17 protein-coding genes are annotated in these 20,052 nt (G+C 38.9%); 15 read left to right on the top strand and 2 right to left on the bottom strand.

Annotated elements, in window-relative coordinates:
- The first annotated feature begins 85 nt into the window (after nt 1–85).
- The 7 genes from QT16_RS11585 to QT16_RS11615 all read left to right on the top strand — a co-directional run bounded on the left by QT16_RS11585 (nt 86) and on the right by QT16_RS11615 (nt 8,267).
- Complete coding sequence (locus QT16_RS11585) at nt 86–337, top strand: hypothetical protein (RefSeq protein ID WP_002959073.1); 252 nt, start codon at nt 86–88, stop codon at nt 335–337.
- 161 nt (nt 338–498) lie between these two features.
- A complete protein-coding gene (locus QT16_RS11590) occupies nt 499–762 on the top strand; it encodes a CBU_0592 family membrane protein (RefSeq protein WP_024595558.1) in 264 nt (87 codons plus the stop codon).
- A gap of 190 nt (nt 763–952) precedes the next feature.
- Nucleotides 953–2,683, top strand: coding sequence for a sensor histidine kinase (locus QT16_RS11595; protein ID WP_039488491.1), 1,731 nt, complete (start codon nt 953–955; stop codon nt 2,681–2,683).
- Nucleotides 2,676–4,040, top strand: a complete 1,365-nt coding sequence (locus tag QT16_RS11600) for a sigma-54-dependent transcriptional regulator (protein ID WP_039488492.1) — start codon at nt 2,676–2,678, stop codon at nt 4,038–4,040. The genes QT16_RS11595 and QT16_RS11600 overlap by 8 nt, the downstream gene beginning before the upstream one ends.
- Nucleotides 4,041–4,216: 176 nt before the next feature.
- Complete coding sequence (locus tag QT16_RS11605; RefSeq protein ID WP_039488493.1) at nt 4,217–5,173, top strand: porin; 957 nt, start codon at nt 4,217–4,219, stop codon at nt 5,171–5,173.
- Nucleotides 5,174–5,182: 9 nt separating this feature from the next.
- Entirely contained in the window at nt 5,183–6,658 is a 1,476-nt protein-coding gene (locus tag QT16_RS11610; RefSeq protein ID WP_039488494.1) for an SLC13 family permease, read from the top strand.
- A 214-nt stretch (nt 6,659–6,872) separates the two neighbouring features.
- On the top strand, nt 6,873–8,267 hold the full coding sequence (locus tag QT16_RS11615; protein WP_167334960.1) for a coniferyl aldehyde dehydrogenase: 1,395 nt from the start codon (nt 6,873–6,875) through the stop codon (nt 8,265–8,267).
- A gap of 136 nt (nt 8,268–8,403) precedes the next feature.
- Here the strand turns inward: QT16_RS11615 and QT16_RS11620 are convergent, their stop codons facing one another.
- A complete protein-coding gene (locus tag QT16_RS11620) occupies nt 8,404–9,129 on the bottom strand; it encodes a tetratricopeptide repeat protein (RefSeq protein WP_039488497.1) in 726 nt (241 codons plus the stop codon).
- A gap of 782 nt (nt 9,130–9,911) precedes the next feature.
- On the opposite strand from QT16_RS11620, the gene QT16_RS11625 reads away from it, so the two are divergent.
- From QT16_RS11625 to QT16_RS11655, 7 genes are all read left to right on the top strand, one after another.
- Entirely contained in the window at nt 9,912–10,775 is an 864-nt protein-coding gene (locus QT16_RS11625; RefSeq protein WP_039488498.1) for a DUF6279 family lipoprotein, read from the top strand.
- An 84-nt stretch (nt 10,776–10,859) separates the two neighbouring features.
- Nucleotides 10,860–11,888 carry an XdhC family protein gene (locus QT16_RS11630; RefSeq protein ID WP_039488500.1) on the top strand — a complete coding sequence of 343 codons (1,029 nt, stop codon included), beginning with the start codon at nt 10,860–10,862 and terminating at the stop codon, nt 11,886–11,888.
- Nucleotides 11,882–12,475 (top strand): nucleotidyltransferase family protein, encoded by a 594-nt coding sequence (locus tag QT16_RS11635; RefSeq protein WP_039488501.1) that lies wholly within the window; start codon nt 11,882–11,884, stop codon nt 12,473–12,475. Before QT16_RS11630 ends, QT16_RS11635 begins: the two co-directional genes overlap by 7 nt.
- A 196-nt stretch (nt 12,476–12,671) precedes the next feature.
- Nucleotides 12,672–13,160 carry a (2Fe-2S)-binding protein gene (locus QT16_RS11640; RefSeq protein ID WP_007582016.1) on the top strand — a complete coding sequence of 163 codons (489 nt, stop codon included), beginning with the start codon at nt 12,672–12,674 and terminating at the stop codon, nt 13,158–13,160.
- 12 nt (nt 13,161–13,172) lie between these two features.
- On the top strand, nt 13,173–15,464 hold the full coding sequence (locus QT16_RS11645) for a xanthine dehydrogenase family protein molybdopterin-binding subunit (protein ID WP_039488502.1): 2,292 nt from the start codon (nt 13,173–13,175) through the stop codon (nt 15,462–15,464).
- A gap of 186 nt (nt 15,465–15,650) precedes the next feature.
- Nucleotides 15,651–16,622 carry a GTP 3',8-cyclase MoaA gene (gene moaA, locus QT16_RS11650; protein WP_039488503.1) on the top strand — a complete coding sequence of 324 codons (972 nt, stop codon included), beginning with the start codon at nt 15,651–15,653 and terminating at the stop codon, nt 16,620–16,622.
- A gap of 147 nt (nt 16,623–16,769) precedes the next feature.
- On the top strand, nt 16,770–17,807 hold the full coding sequence (locus QT16_RS11655) for a GGDEF domain-containing protein (RefSeq protein ID WP_002958691.1): 1,038 nt from the start codon (nt 16,770–16,772) through the stop codon (nt 17,805–17,807).
- Between the two features lie 10 nt (nt 17,808–17,817).
- On the opposite strand, the gene QT16_RS11660 is transcribed toward QT16_RS11655, so the two are convergent.
- Nucleotides 17,818–18,756 (bottom strand): LysR family transcriptional regulator, encoded by a 939-nt coding sequence (locus tag QT16_RS11660; RefSeq protein WP_002958690.1) that lies wholly within the window; start codon nt 18,754–18,756, stop codon nt 17,818–17,820.
- A gap of 119 nt (nt 18,757–18,875) precedes the next feature.
- Between QT16_RS11660 and QT16_RS11665 the strand changes: the two genes are divergently transcribed.
- Nucleotides 18,876–20,045 carry an efflux RND transporter periplasmic adaptor subunit gene (locus QT16_RS11665; RefSeq protein ID WP_039488504.1) on the top strand — a complete coding sequence of 390 codons (1,170 nt, stop codon included), beginning with the start codon at nt 18,876–18,878 and terminating at the stop codon, nt 20,043–20,045.
- The last annotated feature ends 7 nt before the right edge of the window (nt 20,046–20,052 follow it).

The following is a 20,052-nucleotide window of genomic DNA, read 5'->3' on the forward strand; positions in this document are numbered from 1 at the left end:
ATCCTCAAATAGATCACTTAATTAAACGAATTGCTATAAACTGGTATCATAAAGAATAATTTTTTATATAGTACTGAAGGACTTAATGGCAAAACCTAATAAAAAAGGCCCCACTAAAACGGTCGATATTTTTTGCTCTGCTTGTAAAGCTTCCTTATTTAAGTATCGAAAAGGAGGCAAAGGAGCATTAGTTAAGTGTTTTAAAGAGCGTATTAGTCAAGACTTTACACACGAGCCCTGTATTTGCCCTAATTGCAGTCGGCCTTTTGCCCGAGAAGCGATTATTCGTGGTGCACCTGCCTATAAAATAATTGGTGGCAAAGTAACTTTTAAATAATTCAGATACAGTAAAATTTCTTCATACGGACATATGGCCTTGTTAGAATTTATCATATTGATAGAATCGCTCGGTTTGCTGTTTCAATGAATGAAAAAATACCCTCCCCATGGATCGGGCCAGTTTATTGGGTTATTTAAAAATGGATAAAGGATAGTTTCGTGATAGCACTCTTATTTGACATCATAGGTATGACAGGTACTTTTTTAGTAGTTGGTTCATTTTTCTTACTGCAGCTAGGAAAAACGTCCCCATCTAGCCTAACGTATAATATGATGAATTTAACAGGGGCGATTTTGTTGTTAATTAGCCTTTGCTATAACTTTAATTTAGCTAGCTTTGTGATAGAAATATTTTGGATAGCTGCTTCATTAATTGGTTTATACAAATACCTAAAAAACAGATCAGCTTTAGCTACAAATTAATAACGTATTAATTTTGTTCTAAACCTTAAACACTGCAAGCACACCTGTTTGCGGTGTTTTTTGTTTTTAGGACTAGATTTAATTAACAAGTATAATTAAATTCATTTGTTAACAAAAAGTTTATATCCCTGCCTCATATAAGTCGTTACACTAGCGACCTTAAATTTTTAGGCTATTTCTCGGGTAGGCCATGTTTACGTTTTCTAAAAAAATAATTACAGTATGTATATTATTAGTATTAATTTTGGTTGTTACATTTTGGGTAGGCCGCGCTCACGATATTGAAAAAGCAACAGCTCAAGCGCAGCGTCAGGTTACTCAATTAAATAATTACATTGATACTGAACTCGCTCGTTTTTCGGCTATTCCCCAGCTACTTACTTATAATCAGTTAATGATTGAATTTGCAAACGGCGACCAAGCCCATTACAACGCTATAAATAACTACTTAGCTGATATACAACAAGCCAGTGGTGCATCAGATATATTTGTACTTAATGCCCAGGGCGCAGTTACGGCAAGTAGTAACTGGCAAGCCGATTACACATTTTTAGGCAGTAACTTTGCCTTTAGACCTTACTTTAAGCGTGCATTTGCAGGTGAAAAAGTGGCCTACTTTGCACTAGGTATGCGTTCAAAAGAGCGTGGTATTTATTTTTCGCAGGCTGTTTATCACGACAACAAAGCGGTTGGTGTTGTTGTATTAAAAGTGAATGTAAGCAAATTTGAAAACGACAGAGAGCTTTTAAATACATCTAAAGGTAGCCATTTTTATTTAGAGCTTAGTGATAATGTAATTGCGATGTCTGATATGCAAACATGGCGTTTAAATAGCTTCAGCGAGTTTGATATAACAAAGCGACGTAATATAAAATTACGCCGTGCCTATTTAGATCATCAACCTGTATATATTAAGCAATTTCAATATAAGAGCCAGGGTATTTCGCATTTTAAAATTAATAAAAACCTCTATGTGAGTGCGACAAAACCATTGCGTTACTTTAGTGCACATATGAACGTACTTGTTGATATAACAAAAGTAAATTCAGCTCAATTAATACGCTTGTTTTGGGCATTTAGCATTTATGCTTTAGTTATGATTGTTGGTTATAGTTTACTTGCTCGTTTTGCGGGTTATAAAAAGCTCGTTTACTCTAGGCATAGTCTTGAGCAAAAAGTGATTGAGCGCACACAAGAGCTCGAGAAAACGCAAGTTGCATTAGTTCAATCAGCAAAACTTGCAACAATTGGGCAGTTAAGCGCAGGTATTAATCACGAAATAAACCAGCCCCTTAGCGCTATGAATACATACCTAGCAAGCGCCAAGCGTTTACTCGCTAAGCAAAATTACACCGCACTTGGCGAAAGCATAACGGTGATTGAGGGGCTTGTAGGTCGCGTACACAAAATAGTGGGGCAGCTAAAACATTTTAGCAAACCATCACAAACTCAATTAAGGCCTTATCCGTTAGCTGGTTTATTAAATAACGCCTTAATGATTGCCAGCTCACAACTAAAGCAAGATAACGTACACGTAGAGCAGCCTAATTTAGATAGTGGGTTAATAGTGTGGGTTGATTCACTTAAATTTGAGCAAGTGTTGGTTAACTTAATAACTAACGCGAGCCAAGCTATGAATGGCGCAATAATACGTAAATTAAGTTTTAATGTTGAGTGCTTTGATAACCGAGTAAAACTCTCAATTTTAGATACAGGGCCTGGAATAGAGCAACATGCTTTTGGTAATATTTTCGAACCTTTTTATAGTACTAAAGAGAGTAACGGCTTAGGCCTTGGATTATCTATTTCAAAACAAATCATTGACTCGTTTAATGGCTCTTTAAGTGCGCACAATCGACTGCAAGGCGGGGCTGAGTTTATAATCAGTCTATCAAGCACGCAGGATAAAACCGATGATTGAAAACTCACCGTGTAAGCACATCATTGTAGTTGATGATGAAGCGATGATCAGAGATTCATTAAAACAATTACTTACTCTCGAAGGCTATACAGTTGAGTGCTTTAATGATGCAAGTACGGCTCTAACAAAGCTTAATCGACGTTTTATGGGCGTTGTACTGAGTGACATAAATATGCCTGCAATGGATGGGCTTACTTTACTTGAGCAAGTCACGGCATTTGATAGTGAACTGCCGGTTATATTTTTAACAGGGTACGCCGATGTAACTATTGCTGTTAAAGCAATGCAATTAGGCGCGTATGACTTATTTGAAAAACCAGTAAACGAAACATTGCTTGATTGCATAGCAAGAGCATGCGACAAGCGTAGCTTAGTGATTCAAAATCGTGCACTAAAACTTGCTGTACAAAAAACCTCAGCGCCGGGTGTACGTATACTGGGTGATACTCCTAAAATGCAAGATATGATGCATTTACTCAATACGGTTATTGATACCCCAGCTGATGTAATGATTGAAGGTGAAACTGGCACGGGTAAAGAGCTTGTAGCGCGTTACTTACACGATCAAAGTATTCGCTCAGCAAGTAATTTTGTGGCTATAAATTGCGGCGCGGTGCCTGAGCAGTTGATAGAAAGTGAGTTATTTGGTGCTGCAAGTGGTGCCTATACCGGAGCAACTCACACTCGTAAGGGAAAGTTTGAATTTGCACAAGGTGGTACAGTTTTTTTAGATGAAATAGAAAGTACCCCAATGTCGTTGCAGGTTAAATTATTACGCGTATTAGAGGAGCGAAAAGTAACTCCAGTAGGTGATAATAAAGCAATTGAATTAGATATACGCATTGTAGCTGCCACTAAAGTAGATTTACTTTCACTTGTTGAAAAAGGTGAATTTAGAGCAGATTTATATTATCGGCTAAGTTTGGTAAAAGTAGATATACCCCCACTTAGAGCTCGAAAAGCAGATATAGTATTACTGTTTAAGCACTTTAGCTCTATTGCAGCAACACGCTATCACAAGCCGCCAGCACCTCTTAATAGCGAAATACAACAGCGACTCTTAGCGTACGACTGGCCTGGTAATGTAAGGGAGCTTAGAAACCAAGCTGAGCGCGCGGTTTTATTAGGAGTAGAACTTGCTTTTAGTGTTAGCAAAACGCAGGCTAAAGGTGAGCTTTCTCCCGATTTAAGCTTATCTGAAAAAGTTGCTTTTTATGAGCAGTCATTAATAGAAGAGGCCCTAGAGCGTAACCATGGTAGTATTAAAAATACGATGGATACACTGCAAATCGCTCGTAAAACCCTTTACGATAAAATGAGTAAATACAATTTAAACCGTGATATGTTTATTGACTAAATTGTGTGGTTTATGTGACAACTTCGTTTTTGTGGTGTGTGGGAAACCGCACATTTATTCTCTTTTTTATACGCAATATCCATTAACCGTCTGAAATGTAATAGTATTTTACCATTGGCAGTAAAGTTGCCTTATTAGGTCTGACAACAAGTAGATTCTAATAATTAGGACACATAATGATAAAGTTTACACACTCTACTATTTTACTCACCTCAATAAGTAGCTTAGCTTTTTACTCGTACACGGCTTGTGCTACTGAATATGATGTTTATGGTAAAGCCGAAGTGCAAATTGCTAATACAGATACGGGTATTATGCGTTACGCAGAAGAAGGCACGCAGATTGAAGCGCCATTTTCGCGTATAGGCATTCAAGGGCAACACAAATTAAATGAATATTTAAACGTTGTTTTTAAATACGAAGTGCAAGTAAAAGGCTTTGAGCAAGATGACACCGAAGAGCCATTTAGTGCAAGGAATACTTATCTTGGTTTAAAAGGTCAATTTGGCGAGCTTGTAGTGGGAAGAAATGATACTCGCTTTAAATACTCTGAAGGCAAAGTTGATAACTTTAATGAAACCCAAGGTGACATAGCCCAAGTTATTGCAGGACAAGATAGACTTGGTGATACGCTAACATACACTTCTAATTATTGGCATAATACGCAATTTTCGTTTACTTATGCTCCAAAAGACGACAACAAAGATAACGAAGCTGGATTTGCAGCAACTTTTATTTATGGTGATCGTAGCTTAAAAAACACCTCATATTACTTATCATTAAGCCATGTTGATTCTCTTAATAATATTAATGCGAGCCGAATAGCAGCAGCCTATAAATTTGAACAATTACAGCTTGGTGCGCTATATCAGCATTCTGAATCAACAGATGGTATAAAATCAGGTAGCGGTTATGTGTTAAGTGCAAGCTATACGCTTGATAAATGGGTACCTAAATTACAGTTTGCTAAAGATGACTCTTTACTTCGTCAAACTTCTGAGGCAACACAATGGACTACGGGCCTTGACTATGTATTTGATAAGCAAACAACTGCTTACCTTTTATACACCGACCTTAATTTAGAAGAACAAGACGACAGCAGTGTTGCGCTTGGTCTTAAATACAAGTTTTAGAGGCCTGCCATGACAGATAATATACTCACGCAAAAACCAGATAAGAAAAGACATTTCCAATGGCTTTTTTTGATACTAGGCCCTGTAGTAATGCTAATGACATGTTTACTCGATCCACCAACGGGTATGTCTGTAGCGGCATTTAAAACCGCAGGTTTAGCATTTTGGATGGCATCGTGGTGGGTGAGCGAAGTAGTACCAATTCCAGCAACTGCTTTGCTCCCTCTGGTAATATCACCACTGGCTGATATAGCAGCAATTAAAAGCGTGGCTGCCCCGTATGCGCACCCGCTAATATTTTTATTTTTAGGTGGTTTTTTAATTTCTATTGCTATGGAGCGTTGGGGCTTACATAAACGTATTGCGCTAAGCACCATGTTATATGCGGGTAAAAAGCCAAGCTTGCAAATTTTAGCCATGATGCTGGTAACCGCATTTTTGTCGATGTGGATGTCTAATACCGCAACAGCTGTAATGATGCTGCCTATTGCGCTTTCAATTACTAATTTAGTTAAGCAATCAGACCCGAGTAATGAAGGTTTTGGTAAGGCTTTACTGTTGTCAATCGCTTATGGTGCAAGTATTGGTGGTATTGCTACCTTAATCGGTACTCCGCCTAATGCTTTAATGGCTGCTTACTTGTCAGATAGTTACGAAATAGAAATTGGCTTTGCGCAATGGATGATTGTAGGCGTACCTCTGTCTTTAGGTATGCTAATTATTAGCTGGGTTTGGCTTACTAAATTTGCGTATAAAGTAGATGCTAATGTTAAAAACGATCAAAAAATTGATACAAAAGCGGTGTTTTCAACACAGTTAAAAAACCTAGGTATAATGCAGCGCGCCGAAAAAGGCGTGTTATTTGTGTTTGTTTTAGCAGCACTGTGTTGGATATTTAGACCTTTATTAGGTGACATAACAGGTCTTAATATTTCAGATACTACTATTGCAATTGCAGCGGCATTGCTGTTGTTTGTAATGCCAGCGAATAAAGGCAAAGGTGAGCGTATCCTTGATTGGGAAAGCGCAGCTAAAGTGCCGTGGGGCGTTTTATTATTATTTGGTGGCGGGCTTACACTTGCATCTCAAATTAAGTCATCAGGGCTTGCTGAATTTATTGCTCACCTAATTGAAGGCGCTAGCACTATTCCACTTGTTATGAGTGTACTTGTTGTTGTGGCATTAATTACGTTTTTAACTGAGATCACAAGCAATACAGCAACTGCAGCTGGCTTTCTTCCTTTGTTAGGGCCCGTTGCAGAGTCTATAACAGGCTCACCATTGGTTTGGGTTATTCCTGCAGCTATAGCGTGTAGTTGTGCGTTTATGATGCCGGTAGCGACACCACCAAACGCTATTGTGTTTGGCTCAGGGCAAATTCAAATGCGCGACATGATAAGAGCCGGCTTTGTGCTAAACATTGTGGCTATTGTATTAATTACGCTGGTTACAATGACGATTGCAGCCCAAGTATTTGGTTTTTAAAGCTGTACTAAATTAGTTCCAACCAACCTATGTCAGAGTAGTTTTGTTTATACTTACAATTTTAAACAAAGCTACTCTTTATGCTTATATATATTACTTAAAAAGCTCTTTTTTAGATAATTAGTGTTATTGCTCGAAAAACAGAACAAGGTTATAGTCGTTAATAACTTTAAAAATTGAGTAACCTATTTTGAGCACTGAGACATCACAGGCAATGCCTTTAATTCCCCAGTTTGATGAATTGCAAAAAAGCTTTCTCGAAACGCCTTACTTGCCAATTGATAAACGTCTCGTTTTATTGAAAAAACTCCGTGTACGTATTGTTGAACTTGAGCAAGAGCTAGTAGATGCTGCTTCAAAAGACTTTGGTTACAGAACCGCTTTCGATACTTTACTTGGCGATATATTGCCTACAGTGCAAACACTCGCGCACATTATTAAAAAACTGCCAAAATGGGCAAAGCCAAGTAATCGCTCTGTGGGTTTAAGCTTGTGGCCTTCAAAAGTAAGTGTTAATTATCAGCCCAAAGGTGTGGTAGGTATTATTGCACCGTGGAATTACCCCATTCAGTTAGCGTTAGTACCTGTGCTTACCGCCATAGCTGCCGGTAATAGAGTGATGCTTAAATTAAGCGAATTCACACCTCATACAAACGCCGTTATCGAAAAAATCTTTAAAGATGATCTGCAAGCTCATTGTAAAATAATACTAGGGGCGAGTGATGTTGCAGCACAGTTTTCATCACTGCCATTTGCTCATTTATTATTTACGGGTTCTACGAACGTAGGTAAATTAGTAATGGCGTCAGCGAGTCGTAACTTAACGCCGGTAACGCTTGAACTTGGTGGTAAATCGCCAGTTATTATTACGCAAAATGCCGATATTAAAAAAGCGGCACAAGCCTTACTGTTTGGCAAAATGGCCAACGCAGGGCAAATATGCGTTGCACCCGACTACGTATTTGTACCCAAAGAGCTTGAGCATCAGCTTATTCAGCAATTATGCGAGTTGTATAAAAAGCATTTTAAAGACGGTGTTGAAGGTAAAAACTTAACTTCTATCATTAGCGATGCGCATTATAAACGTTTGGCAACCTACTTAGAGCAAGCCCAAGAACTGGGTGCAAACATTATTAAGCCACTTGAGCAAAACCAGCAAGACGAAGAAAAGCACCGTATGGGGCTGCATTTAGTAACTCAAGTAACTGACGAAATGCAGCTTATGCAAGATGAGTTATTTGGTCCAATACTACCAATAATGAGTTATGAAAAGCTCGACAGCGCAATTGACTATATTAAAGCCCATCACCACCCATTAGCGCTTTATATTTTAGGCCAAGATAAGCACGCTCAAGAATACATTATGAAGCAAACAATCAGTGGCACTGTGGCAATAAACGACACCTTAGTGCAAGTAACTGCTGATGATGCTCCCTTTGGTGGTGTAGGGCATTCAGGAATGGGGCATTATCATGGTATAGAAGGGTTTTTAACGTTTAGCCATGCTAAAAATACGTTAGTATCGGGCTCGTTTAATCCTCGCATTGTTATGCTACTAAAACAAAGCAAACTTATTATTAAGCTTCTAAAGTGGCTTTACATAAAATAATAGGGTGCTGATTTGGTAAAGTTGAATAAGTGTTAACTTGCTAATCAAGATATATTAAAAAGGCTGAATTACATTATGTAATTCAGCCTTTTTTAGATTAGTTTAAAGCTACGGTCTTAAACTCTAAAATAAGACTTTAAAATAAGCGACCTTCGCCAGCATAGGTACCCACTTGTATTTTTGCATAAATGGCATCGGCTTTTTCTTTAGCTTCTTCAATTTCTTTAGGCAGCATTTTACGCTCATCAAGTTTACGGCTATGACTCGCTTGCATATTACCGTTGTACTCAGCGATAGTATTCCAAATATATGACTTTTCTAAATCTTTTGGCATACCTAGTCCTTCAAAATACATGAGGGCTAAATTAAATTGCGCTAAAGAGTAATTGTTTGCAGCTGCTTTTTCGTACCAGTTACGTGCCGCTTCATAGTCTCGTGTAACACCCACGCCATTAGCGTACATTACGCCCAAATTAAATTGAGCTGCAGGTAAATTCTTCTTAGCTGCTTTTTCAAATAAGGTAACTGCCATTTGATGATCAAGTTTAACGCCTTTACCTTCGTCGTATAAAACAGCTAGAGCAAACATCGAATCAGCATGGTTCTTTTTAACGCCTTGTTGATAAAGTGCAGCTGCTTTGCGGTAATCGCGTGTTACACCGTATCCACCTTCGTATAATTTGGCTAGTTCGTAAATTCCTGGCGCAAAACCTTTGTCTGCTAGGTATTGGAATTCTTTTAGGGCGACTGCAAATTCACCTTCGTTAGCTGCTCTTATGCCATCTTCTAATGTTGCATGAGCGAAAGGGCTGGCAAGTAAAACGCCAGCAAGAATGAGTGCTTTTAAATTAAACTGTGACATATTAATGTCTCCAATTAGTAATAGTTTCGATAGATTTTAGGGCCAGTACATTTTTTAGATTAAACATCCACTGCTATTTAGGCTCGCCCTTGAGGCGGTTTGTTCTTTGCTGCTCGGTTTTTTAATGAGCTTACTAAGTTACAAACTTCGCGCGGCGATTAAATAGCGCCTAGATAGAACAAGTTTTAATCCTAAAAGGTCAACAGGCCATAGTTAAATGCTAATTTATTAAATTTTTGCGCTATTTGCACATTATAAACGTTTAATACCCAATACATTTATGTAAAGACTAAATCGGTTACTATAAATAGATGCAAAAAAGGGTGTCTACTGTTATGTTTTACGCCAGCTTTAGTGTAAACGCAAGGCGGTACCTTATAAGATCGTGCGTATAAAATGTAAATAACAGCGCGGTGGACTTTCAAGGTAAGTAAATGAGTTTAAGAAGTGTAAGATACAGATTTTATAGAAAATTTAAAGATATAAAAAAAGCCCGTTAGGGCTTTTTTGAGTCATATTAACCGTCACTAATATGAGCAATGTAGCAAGTAAATGTGATATTTGGTGTTATTACTTGGGTCGAGTAAGTAATACCACGAAGCGGCACGTTCTTCTTTTAATGTGTCAGCATCCTTGCTGAATATCCTTCCATAGGCACTGAGGTCGGTACACTTTGTTTCTGATAATGATTATTAGTTAGATTAGCGCGCAAGTCAATGCTTAAATGATAATTATTATCAAATAAGATTTTCATGATTATAAAATTTAAAATAAGGAAAGTGATGCTTAATAATCTTAAAGCTAAAAAAGTGATAAATGCATGCTTTGCTATCAGCATGGTATTTTTGTGTAGCTGTTCAGCCTCATTCACTTATAACAACTTGAGCTGGCTTTCGTCATTTTGGGTAGATGATTATATTGATCTAAATAAAACACAAAATAAGCAGCTCAAACAGATTATTAACACGACCCAAGCGTGGCATAGAAGTACGCAGCTACCAGCCTACAAACAAGACATTCAAAATATTAAGGCACTTTTTAACAACACACTAAGCATTGATCAGTTAAAAGAGCAGGTGGTTTTTGCTAAAAAGCATTGGCAAAACCTACTTGAATACGCGCACATGCCTTTAGCTGAGCTTGGGGCAACCTTATCAAGTGAGCAAAGAGAAGAACTTTTAAACAATATTCAAATAAAAATTAACGACGAACGTGAAGAGTTTAACGAACAAACCCCGCTTGAGCGAAAAAGTGAGCGTTTGGAAGAGCAATTTGAATACTACGAGCAGTGGATAGGCAAACTTAATAAACAACAAAAAGCGCTGATTAAATCAACTAATGAGCAACATCAAGACTCAGGAGCGCTGTGGTTAGAGTACAAGCAAACCCGTTTGAATGCGGCCAAACAGGTATTTACAAATGCTGAAATTACAAAAAAAGAATTTATAAATCAGTTGAGTACAGTTATTAAAGAGCGCGAACTATATATGAGCGACGCACTATTGAAAACCAATGAAGCAAACTTAGATTTATATATAAATTTACTCTACGAATTAAACTCAACCTTAAATGATAAACAACGCCAAAGCGTTAATGATCAATTTGATGAGTTAATTGAGACCTTAAACGATATAATAGAAAACTAAATTGTGCGTGAATTATTAAGTTTTAAATTAGCTGTTTAGGCTGATTTGTTTTTAAACGCAAAAATGCTTTTTAAAGGGCAATGTATGGTTACAGATTTGAAAAGTATCTTAAACACTTGGTATCCCAACAGGGACAACCAAGAATGGGTTTTAGCTACTTTGTACAAAATTGAAGGCTCTAGCTACAGAAAGCTAGGTGCTATGATGCTTATTTCGAGCTTAGGCGAGCGCTTAGGGATGCTTTCGGGTGGCTGTTTAGAAGCTGACATACAGCGCCATGCTAAACAAGTAATGAGTACTTTAAGCAGTAAAACCATTAGTTATGATGCCACCGATGAAGACGATTTAACATTTCAACTTGGCATTGGTTGTGGAGGTATAGTACATATTTTACTGCAGCCTATTCATAAGGCTAATGACTATTTACAGTTAGAGCTTGTATCTAAAGCACTTAATGAGAATAAACCAGGGCGGTATCTTCAACAAGTAAGCCCCATTTTGCCAGCCGGTAGTGGTGTATTTACGCAAAATGATGAGTTGCATGGTTTATCAATGAACCGCAAAGCGCAGTTGGTAGAATTACAAGGCGCTACGTGTTTGCAAACCTCTATTTATCCACCGCCCCATCTATTAATAGTAGGGGGTGGCGCAGATGCAGTTCCGGTTTATACATTTGCCAAACAACTTGGTTGGAGTGTAACGGTATGGGATACACGCGCGGCTAATGCAAAAAGACAATATTTTAAAAATGCAGATGCTATTTTGCGCATCACACCGAATGAGTTAAAAGAATATTGCATAACCCATAAAGTTGATACGGCTATTTTAATGGCTCACAGCGTTGAACTTGACGCCAGTACGTTGGCTCAATTTAAAGATGTTCCGTTTAAATATATAGGATTATTGGGTCCGAAGCACAGACGTGAACAAGTTTTAGAGCACGCAAATACGCGTGTTTCACAAATTAAGTCTCCTGTTTTTGGGCCTGTCGGTTTAAATTTAGGGGGCGACTCGCCAGAGAGTATTGCACTATCGCTGATCAGCGAAATACATGCAGTGCTGTGTGATAAAGATGCCCAATCACTAAGTCATTGGGGGCAGGAGCCGTGCTAATTGCAAAAGTTGTTTTAGCCGCAGGGCAATCATCTCGCTTTAACGGCTGTAAATTAACAGCTGATATTGGCTTTGGCAAAACAATGATTGAGCATGCTGTAAATACACTGCAAGCACTTGATGACACGCCCGTGTATGTAGTTACCGGGGCATGGCATAAAGAAGTAGCGCAAGTACTGGCAGGTTATAAAAACATAGAGCTGATTGAGAACAAGCAATGGAGCCAAGGTTTAGGTCATTCAATCGCGACAGCTTCTCAAACTCTGTTTAAAAATAAGTCCTTTGATGGGATTTTATTTATGCTTGCGGATCAGGTTGAGCTAAAAGTAGCGCACTTAAGTGAGCTAGTTACTGGTTTTAAACGTAACCCATCGCGCTGGTGCGCAAACTATGGCGAGCGTTTAGGTGTACCCGCTATATTCCCAGCGGTTGATTTATCTCAGCTTGCAAGCTTAACTTCAGATAGAGGTGCGCAGCAATTACTGCGTTCCAACAGTGAGGTCGTCAATACAATTAGTTTAAGTAGTGCGAGTGTAGATATAGATACTCAAAAGCAGCTAAGTAATTTTATAGCTAAAAATGAGTGAAAAAGTAGTAGGGCAAAATAAGTTTTAGCTGCGCTAACGCTTTAGTGCAGTGGTTATGGTATTTAGCTGTTAATGTAGCTGATGCGGTAACTATATGTGTTATGGATTAGTAGTTACAACAATCTTAACTGTTATAACCTGCGTTTAAATTAAGCAATTTAAACGCAGGTTATAAAGCTTAATCAAGGGGCAAGCTATGGTGACGTTTACAATTAATGGCAAGGTGGTTGAATCACACGCAAGTGAAGATACACCATTGTTATGGGTTATTCGCGATGAAATTGGATTAAAAGGTACGAAGTTTGGTTGCGGTATTGCAATGTGTGGTGCGTGTACGGTGCATTTAGATGGGCAAGCAACTCGCTCATGTGTTTTACCAATTGGCGCAATTGCAGGAAAAAACATTACCACAATTGAAGGACTTAATAACGAACACCCACTTCAAAAAGCATGGGTTGAAGAGCAAGTACCACAGTGCGGTTACTGTCAGTCGGGACAAATAATGCAAGCTGCTACATTACTGGCAGCTAATCCAAGTCCTTCAGATGAAGAAATAGTAAGCCATATGAATGGTAACTACTGTCGCTGTATGGCTTATAAACGTATTAAAACTGCTATTCAACGCGCTGCAGATGAGTCACAAAGTGTAGTAAATATATTTGATCCAAATGCACAAGACGCTTAACTGGAGCCGATAATGAAAAAATTATTTCAAAAAAATAGCGAAACCGTTAATTTAAATCGTCGCTCGTTTATGATTGGCACTGCTAGCGCAGGCTTAGTCATGGCGTTTGCCCCTGCGTTATTTTCGGGTTCGCTCAGTGCAAAAGAATCAATTGCGCAACAAGCTTTTTCACCCACTATTTGGTGGACTATGAGCACCGACGGCGCCGTAGAAGTGAGTATTGCTAAAGCTGAAATGGGTCAACATATTGGTACTGCTCTTGCGCGCATTGTGGCTGATGAACTTGAATGTGATTGGGATAAAGTATCAATTACCTACGTAGATACTCATGAAAAATGGGGCTTTATGGTAACGGGTGGTTCGTGGTCTGTATTTCAAAGCTTTAAGCCATTATCTCAAGCCGGCGCTGCGGGTCGAATTGCATTAATAGAAGCTGGAGCTAAAATGCTCGGCGTGCCTGCAGATAAATGTCGTGCTGAAAAGGGCTATATTATTGCAGGCGAAAAATCGGTTAGTTATGCTGACATAGTTAAAAAAGGCGAGTTTAATCGTACATTTACCAGTGATGAAGTTGCAAACCTTCCACTAAAACCTGCTAATAAACGTCATTTAACTGGGCTTAAACAAGACTTTAAAGCGCTTGATATACCAGCCAAAACAAATGGTACAGCAGTATATGGGATAGATGTAGAAGTTGAAGGCATGCTGTACGCGCGTCCAGTTATTCCACCAACTCGTTATGGCAGCACAGTAACAAACGTTGACGATAGTGCAGCAAAAGCAATTAAAGGTTACAAAGGCTATGAAATTTTAAATGACCCTAGTAACACAGTGCAAGGCTGGGTTGTTGTATTAGCTGATAGTTACCCAAGTGCCATTAAAGCAGTAGATGCTTTAAAGGTGAGTTACAAAAATGGTGAGTCGGCAAATATATCTGAAGCTGATATTCAAAAAGAAGGTAAGCGATTATGCGAGCAACGCGACTCGGGTACTTTGTTTGTTGATGAAGGCGATATAAAGAAAACCCAAGCAGACGCTAGTGAGTCGTTAGAATCAATGTATACCACAGCGACAGCGAGTCATTATCAGCTAGAGCCATTAAATGCGGTTGCAGAGTTTAAAGACGGAAATTGGATTATTCATACTGGTAACCAGTGGCAGTCACTTACGTTACCAGCGCTTGCTAAAGCACTCGATATAGAACAAAACAAAGTAATTATCCGTCCTTACTATTTAGGTGGTGGTTTTGGTCGTCGATTATTTGGTGATTGGACTGTACCTGCGGCTCTAACTGCAAAAGCAGTAGGTAAACCAGTAAAACTGGTATTTACACGAGCAGATGATAGTTTATTCGATCAGTCTCGCTCTGCATCTGCTGCAAAAATGACGGCGTCGTTTGATAAAAATGGTACCTTCACAGGAATGGAACATGCATTTGCCGCTGGTTGGCCTACTAAAGCTATGGCACCAGGGTTTTTATCACCGGGTGTTGATGGCAAAGGTAAATTTGATGCATTTTCGGCATCAGGCGCTGATCATTGGTACAGCATGAGCAGTCATCGTGCTCGCGCTATTAATAACGAAGTTGCACAAAGCACCTTTAATCCAGGTTGGTTACGTTCAGTAGGGCCAGGTTGGATTGCATGGAGTCTTGAGTCGTTTATTGATGAAATTGCCCATAAGCAAGGCAAAGATCCTGTTCAATTTAGAATTGAAATGTTAGATGGTAAAGGCAAGCAAGCGGGTAAAGCACCTGAGAGCGTTGGCGGAGCACTGCGCTTACGTAATGTGCTTAAAACGGTGTCTGACAAAGTAGCTTCTGTAAAATTAGCGAAAGACGAAGGCATTGGTTTTTCTGTAAGCTCAGGGCAAGAACGTACTATGCCAGCATGGCTTGCAACCGCAGCGCATGTTCACGTTAACCGTGATAGTGGTAAAATAACGCTTAAAAAGCTTTATGTTGTTGTAGATGCGGGCTTAATAGTTCACCCAGATGGCGCACTGGCGCAAATTGAAGGGTCGCTACTATGGGGCAGCAGCCTTGCATTGCATGAATCAAATACGTATAAAGATGGGCAAGTATCTGCGACTAACTTTAATACTTATTTACCGCTAAGAATGCAAGATGTGCCAGATATGGACATCGAGTTTTTACAAAGCGATGAGTTTCCAGTTGGTTTAGGTGAGCCTGGCGTGATCGGAGTTGCTCCTGCTATTGGTAATGCAGTGTTTAATGCTGTAGGCGTGCGTTTACGTGACCTACCAATGAAGCCAAGCGAACTTAAAAAAGGCTTAGAAGCGTAAAACAAAAATAACTAAAGGGGTATGCTTTATGCTGCCCCTTTAAGTTATTAAATATATTTATGTAATTATTATTTATGTATCAATAGGTAGCGTTGTTTATAACAGTTTGCTTAATTAAACGATTAAGTATTATTGCAAATTGGTATTCGGTTGTTATTACGTGTTGATATTAGTTAAGGTTTATTTATGCTAATCGACCCAACAGGGCGAGAGTTTAGTTACTTACGTTTGTCTATTACTGATGTATGTAATTTTAAGTGTGTTTATTGTTTACCAGATGGTTATCAGGGCGGTCCCGACCGTGGCTTTCTCACAATTGATGAAATTAGCAATACGCTTAAAGCGTTTGCACACCATGGTATTGAAAAAGTAAGGATCACTGGCGGAGAGCCAACCCTTAGAAAAGACTTTATAGATGTTGTTCGTGCGGCAAAAGATGTTGCGGGCATAAAAAAAATTGCAATGACCACCAATGGTTTTTCTCTTCATAAGAATATTCATGACTGGGTAGATGCAGGCTTAAACGCCATTAATGTAAGCATTGATAGTTTAGATTCGCGCATGTTTAACACCATTACTGGGCATGACAAATTTACCTCAGTAATGAAAGGTATTGATACTGCGCTTGAAACGGGTATTGATTCGGTAAAAATAAACAGCGTGCTGATGAAGCAATACAACGCAAAAGAGTTTGATACATTTTTAAATTGGGTTAAACACCGCCCCGTCACCATCCGCTTTATAGAATTGATGCAAACAAACGACAACAAAGCCTTTTTTGATGCGAACCATGTTTCTGGGCAAGTTTTAAAAACTCAGCTATTACAAACGGGTTGGCAGCAACTTGCGCGTAGTGCATCAGCAGGTCCTGCTCAAGAGTTTGCGCACCCCGATTATCAAGGCAGAATTGGTTTAATAATGCCTTACAGCAATGATTTTTGTAGTACCTGTAACCGACTAAGGGTTACAGCAAAAGGAAATCTGCACTTATGTTTGTTTTCTGAAGAGGGTATTTCGCTAAGAGAATATATGAACGACAGTTCGCATAGTGAATTAATGGCATTGTTATCTCGTTATATTAAAACTAAGAAGCCAACTCATCTTTTGCATCAAGGTAATACGGGCATCACCACTAATTTATCTATGTTAGGTGGTTAATTTTTAGAGCTAATTTGTAAACAAAAACATCAAACGTGTCCCTAAATCACCAATAAAAGGGTGTGTTTACATGGTTTTAGAGCAACAAAGCTTGTTAAATTGTATTTTCACGTTAAACTTACTTTTTATTTTTATTAAGTGATTAGAATGGATATCGCAGCCCTTAATAGCACTAAATCATTAAGAAAGGACGTTCTAAGAGGGATGTGCCTTTGCTTTGGTGTTTTATCGGTTGGGTTTGCGGGATTTAATTTAACCGTAAATAACTTTCCATTGCTTGGCTATATCGAAATCTGTTTTTCCATTTATTGTATATTTACTTATATTACACTTATACGCCGTCCACTACAGTTTTGGCAATCCGTTGTAATGTGCGCACTTATCACATTCATCGTTATTTTGGGTACATCTTTGGCGTCGCCTCGTAACGGTGTGTATGTATGGTCGTTTGCATTACCTATTTTGTACTACCTACTATTAGGTAAGCAATATGGTGTAATTTTCTCTGCAAATTTATTAGTGATCCAAGTGTTTATTTTAGGTAGTCAGTCTACACTTGCCCCCTTTGAGACTTTTAACTTATCTCTTAATCTACTCTGTGCTTATTTAAGTATTTGGGCAATTTCTCACGTGTTTGAAGGGAGTCGTTCACACTTTTCAAGGCGACTTAAAAATTTAGCGTTACTTGACCCACTAACGGGGGCAGGCAATCGCCTTTCAATGAACCACTACTTTGAAGTAGAACTACAAGATAAATCACAGTTATATTTATTCTTACTTGATTTAGATTTTTTTAAACAAGTAAATGATGAGTATGGCCATGGTGTGGGTGACCAAGTGCTTATTGAAGTAGCAACTTTACTAAGAGTTATACTCGCTAGAGGGTATGTATTTAGAGTCGGCGGTGAGGAGTTTGCTTTATTTAGCTCTTTTGAAAATGATGAGGCCGCGCTGAAAACCGCCGAACAAATAAGGGCACGTTTTGAAAGTACCACATTTGACATTGACGGCCTTGCAATCAATGTTACAACCAGTATTGGTGTCGCAAAATTTAAAAGTACCAATTCATTGGAAAGCTTTGTAAACCAAGCTGATAAACAGTTATACAAAGCAAAGCAATTTGGTCGCAATAAAGTGTATTGTAAGTTTAAAAAAGAAAATGATTACCAGGCAGTCGTTGCGTAAGTCGTGCTACTTAGTACATTTGTTCAAAGTTAGGGATTCCGTTTTCCCAAATCGGTTTATCTTTTCCTAAATGCTCGCGTACAGCATCAAAAAATAATCGGGTTCTTACTGGTAAATCTCGATGCGGATATACGGCATACATCGCGCTAAATTCCATCAGTTTTACATCGGTCAATAAAGGCACTAACTTACCTTGTATTATTTCATCGCCAATAATAAATGCAGGGGCGACAAAGTAAGTTGTGCCCGACAATGTTTTCATTAACAATGACTCGGCATCATTAGCACGAAACACACTTTTTATTTTTTGCTCGCAGCGCTCACCTTTACTATCGTAATAATCAATTGCTTCTACTCGAATAGAGTTACTGGCATAGCTTGCTGCTGGTAATTTCGCTAACTCTTCCATTGTTTTTGGCATACCATAAGTTTCAATAAACTGTGGCGCAGCTAAAATTAATAATCGATTACGCGCTATTTTACGTGCAATAAGTGACGAGTCTTTAGGCTCTCCTACACGAAAAGCCAAATCAAATCCTTCAGAGACTATGTCTACTAATCTATCGTCTAAACGCAGTTCAACTTCTACTTGCGGAAAGCGTTTTTGAAAATCATTAAGTACAGGTTGTAAATAACGACGACCAATAAGTGTTGATGAAGTGATTTTTAAAACGCCGCGCGGCTCTAAATGGTAGTTTTCAGCCATGCGCACGGTTTCGCCGAGCAGCTCTCTAAGCTCAGCTGCTTTTTTGATCATTTCGGCGCCTGCCGCTGTGAGCGAAAATGAACGGGTAGTTCGGTTAAGTAACCTAACGCCTAACTCATCCTCTAAACGGCTAATTTGTTTAGATATAACAGAGCGATCTATGTTGCGTATTTCTGCAGCTTTAGCAAAAGAGCCTTGCTCAACTACTTCAAGTAACATTAAAAGTCGACTTGTTGTATCCATTATTACACCTTAACTAATCTATTGATGCCATTTTGGCATTAATGAATTTAAAAATCTATGGTTTTTACACACGGGTTTAATCCGTATTATGCGAGGCTAATCAACAATGGAGCGTCTTCATGAACAAACATCTAATTGCTGCTGCACTTACTGCGGCATCTTTAACACTTGCGGGTTGTGCTGATGAGAGCACAGCTCAATCAGTACCTGCACAGCAACTTCAACCAATTGATGTAGCACAGGTGCTTGTTAAGCCGGTACAGAGCTGGCACACATATACAACTCGTTTAGAGTCTCCACAAGAAGTTGCTTTAATGCCGCGTGTATCAGGAATCATCGATAGCATTGAATTTAAAGAAGGCGACGTGGTTAAGCAAGGCGATGTTTTATTTCAATTAGATGCTCGCCCATTTGCAGCGGTTGTTGCAAGCTTAAAAGCACAAATTAAAAGTGCAGAAGCTGCCTTAGAGCAAGCTAAAAGTGAAGACAAACGTGCGGTACGCTTATTAGACCGTAAGGCAATCTCTACAGAGCAAGCACAAGCGCGTACTTCAACACTGCGCCAACGCGAAGCACAGCTTTCTGCACTGCAAGCACAACTTACCTCAGCAGAACTTGATTTAGAGTTTACGTCAGTAGTATCACCAATTGATGGCATTATTTCTCGCGCAAATATTACTAAAGGTAATAACGTACTTGCGGGTCAAAGCGTATTAACATCGATTGTTTCGAACCAAGCTATGTACGCTTACTTTGATGTTGATGAGCGCACATGGAATAGCTCTTTTAATGATGTTACTGCTGCGAGCCACCAAACTGTTGTAATGCAAAAAGTCGGTCAAAGTGATTTTGCATACAAAGGCTACATTAACTTTATTGATAACCAAATTAATTCATCAACGGGCACATTACGTGTACGTGCGGTATTTAATGAAGACAACAACCAATTACGCGCAGGCTCGTTTGCACGTATCAAGCTTGCAGCCAATTCTATTAGCGACGCTATTATTATCCCAGAACGTGCAATTGGTACTGACTTAAAAAATCGCTTTGTACTAACCGTTGGCGAAAACAACGTACTTGAATACAAGCTAATTACTATTGGTGAACGTTACGGTGCATTACGTGCGGTTACTTCAGGCCTTAACGAAGGTGATGTAATTGCTGTAAATGGTCCTGCTCGCGTAGGTCCTGGTATGCCAATCTCTCCTCAAACAGTAACAATTGATACAAGCGGTGTGGCATTTACATTGTCAAATGACAACGCACAACTTGTGGCTAAGCAATAAGGTTTAT

The sequence above is a fragment of the Pseudoalteromonas distincta genome, assembly GCF_000814675.1.
GTDB classification, from domain to species: Bacteria; Pseudomonadota; Gammaproteobacteria; order Enterobacterales; family Alteromonadaceae; genus Pseudoalteromonas; species Pseudoalteromonas distincta.

What these genes read in the sequence shown, in the direction of transcription:
- QT16_RS11605 (WP_039488493.1), top strand. Translation starts at nt 4,217, where the DNA reads ATGATAAAGTTTACACACTCTACTATTTTACTCACCTCAATAAGTAGC.
- QT16_RS11595 (WP_039488491.1), top strand. Translation starts at nt 953, where the DNA reads ATGTTTACGTTTTCTAAAAAAATAATTACAGTATGTATATTATTAGTA.
- QT16_RS11645 (WP_039488502.1), top strand. Translation starts at nt 13,173, where the DNA reads ATGAAAAAATTATTTCAAAAAAATAGCGAAACCGTTAATTTAAATCGT.
- QT16_RS11600 (WP_039488492.1), top strand. Translation starts at nt 2,676, where the DNA reads ATGATTGAAAACTCACCGTGTAAGCACATCATTGTAGTTGATGATGAA.
- QT16_RS11615 (WP_167334960.1), top strand. Translation starts at nt 6,873, where the DNA reads ATGCCTTTAATTCCCCAGTTTGATGAATTGCAAAAAAGCTTTCTCGAA.
- QT16_RS11630 (WP_039488500.1), top strand. Translation starts at nt 10,860, where the DNA reads ATGGTTACAGATTTGAAAAGTATCTTAAACACTTGGTATCCCAACAGG.
- QT16_RS11585 (WP_002959073.1), top strand. Translation starts at nt 86, where the DNA reads ATGGCAAAACCTAATAAAAAAGGCCCCACTAAAACGGTCGATATTTTT.
- QT16_RS11665 (WP_039488504.1), top strand. Translation starts at nt 18,876, where the DNA reads ATGAACAAACATCTAATTGCTGCTGCACTTACTGCGGCATCTTTAACA.
- moaA (WP_039488503.1), top strand. Translation starts at nt 15,651, where the DNA reads ATGCTAATCGACCCAACAGGGCGAGAGTTTAGTTACTTACGTTTGTCT.
- QT16_RS11625 (WP_039488498.1), top strand. Translation starts at nt 9,912, where the DNA reads ATGCTTAATAATCTTAAAGCTAAAAAAGTGATAAATGCATGCTTTGCT.
- QT16_RS11660 (WP_002958690.1), bottom strand. Translation starts at nt 18,756, where the DNA reads ATGGATACAACAAGTCGACTTTTAATGTTACTTGAAGTAGTTGAGCAA.
- QT16_RS11610 (WP_039488494.1), top strand. Translation starts at nt 5,183, where the DNA reads ATGACAGATAATATACTCACGCAAAAACCAGATAAGAAAAGACATTTC.
- QT16_RS11640 (WP_007582016.1), top strand. Translation starts at nt 12,672, where the DNA reads ATGGTGACGTTTACAATTAATGGCAAGGTGGTTGAATCACACGCAAGT.
- QT16_RS11655 (WP_002958691.1), top strand. Translation starts at nt 16,770, where the DNA reads ATGGATATCGCAGCCCTTAATAGCACTAAATCATTAAGAAAGGACGTT.
- QT16_RS11620 (WP_039488497.1), bottom strand. Translation starts at nt 9,129, where the DNA reads ATGTCACAGTTTAATTTAAAAGCACTCATTCTTGCTGGCGTTTTACTT.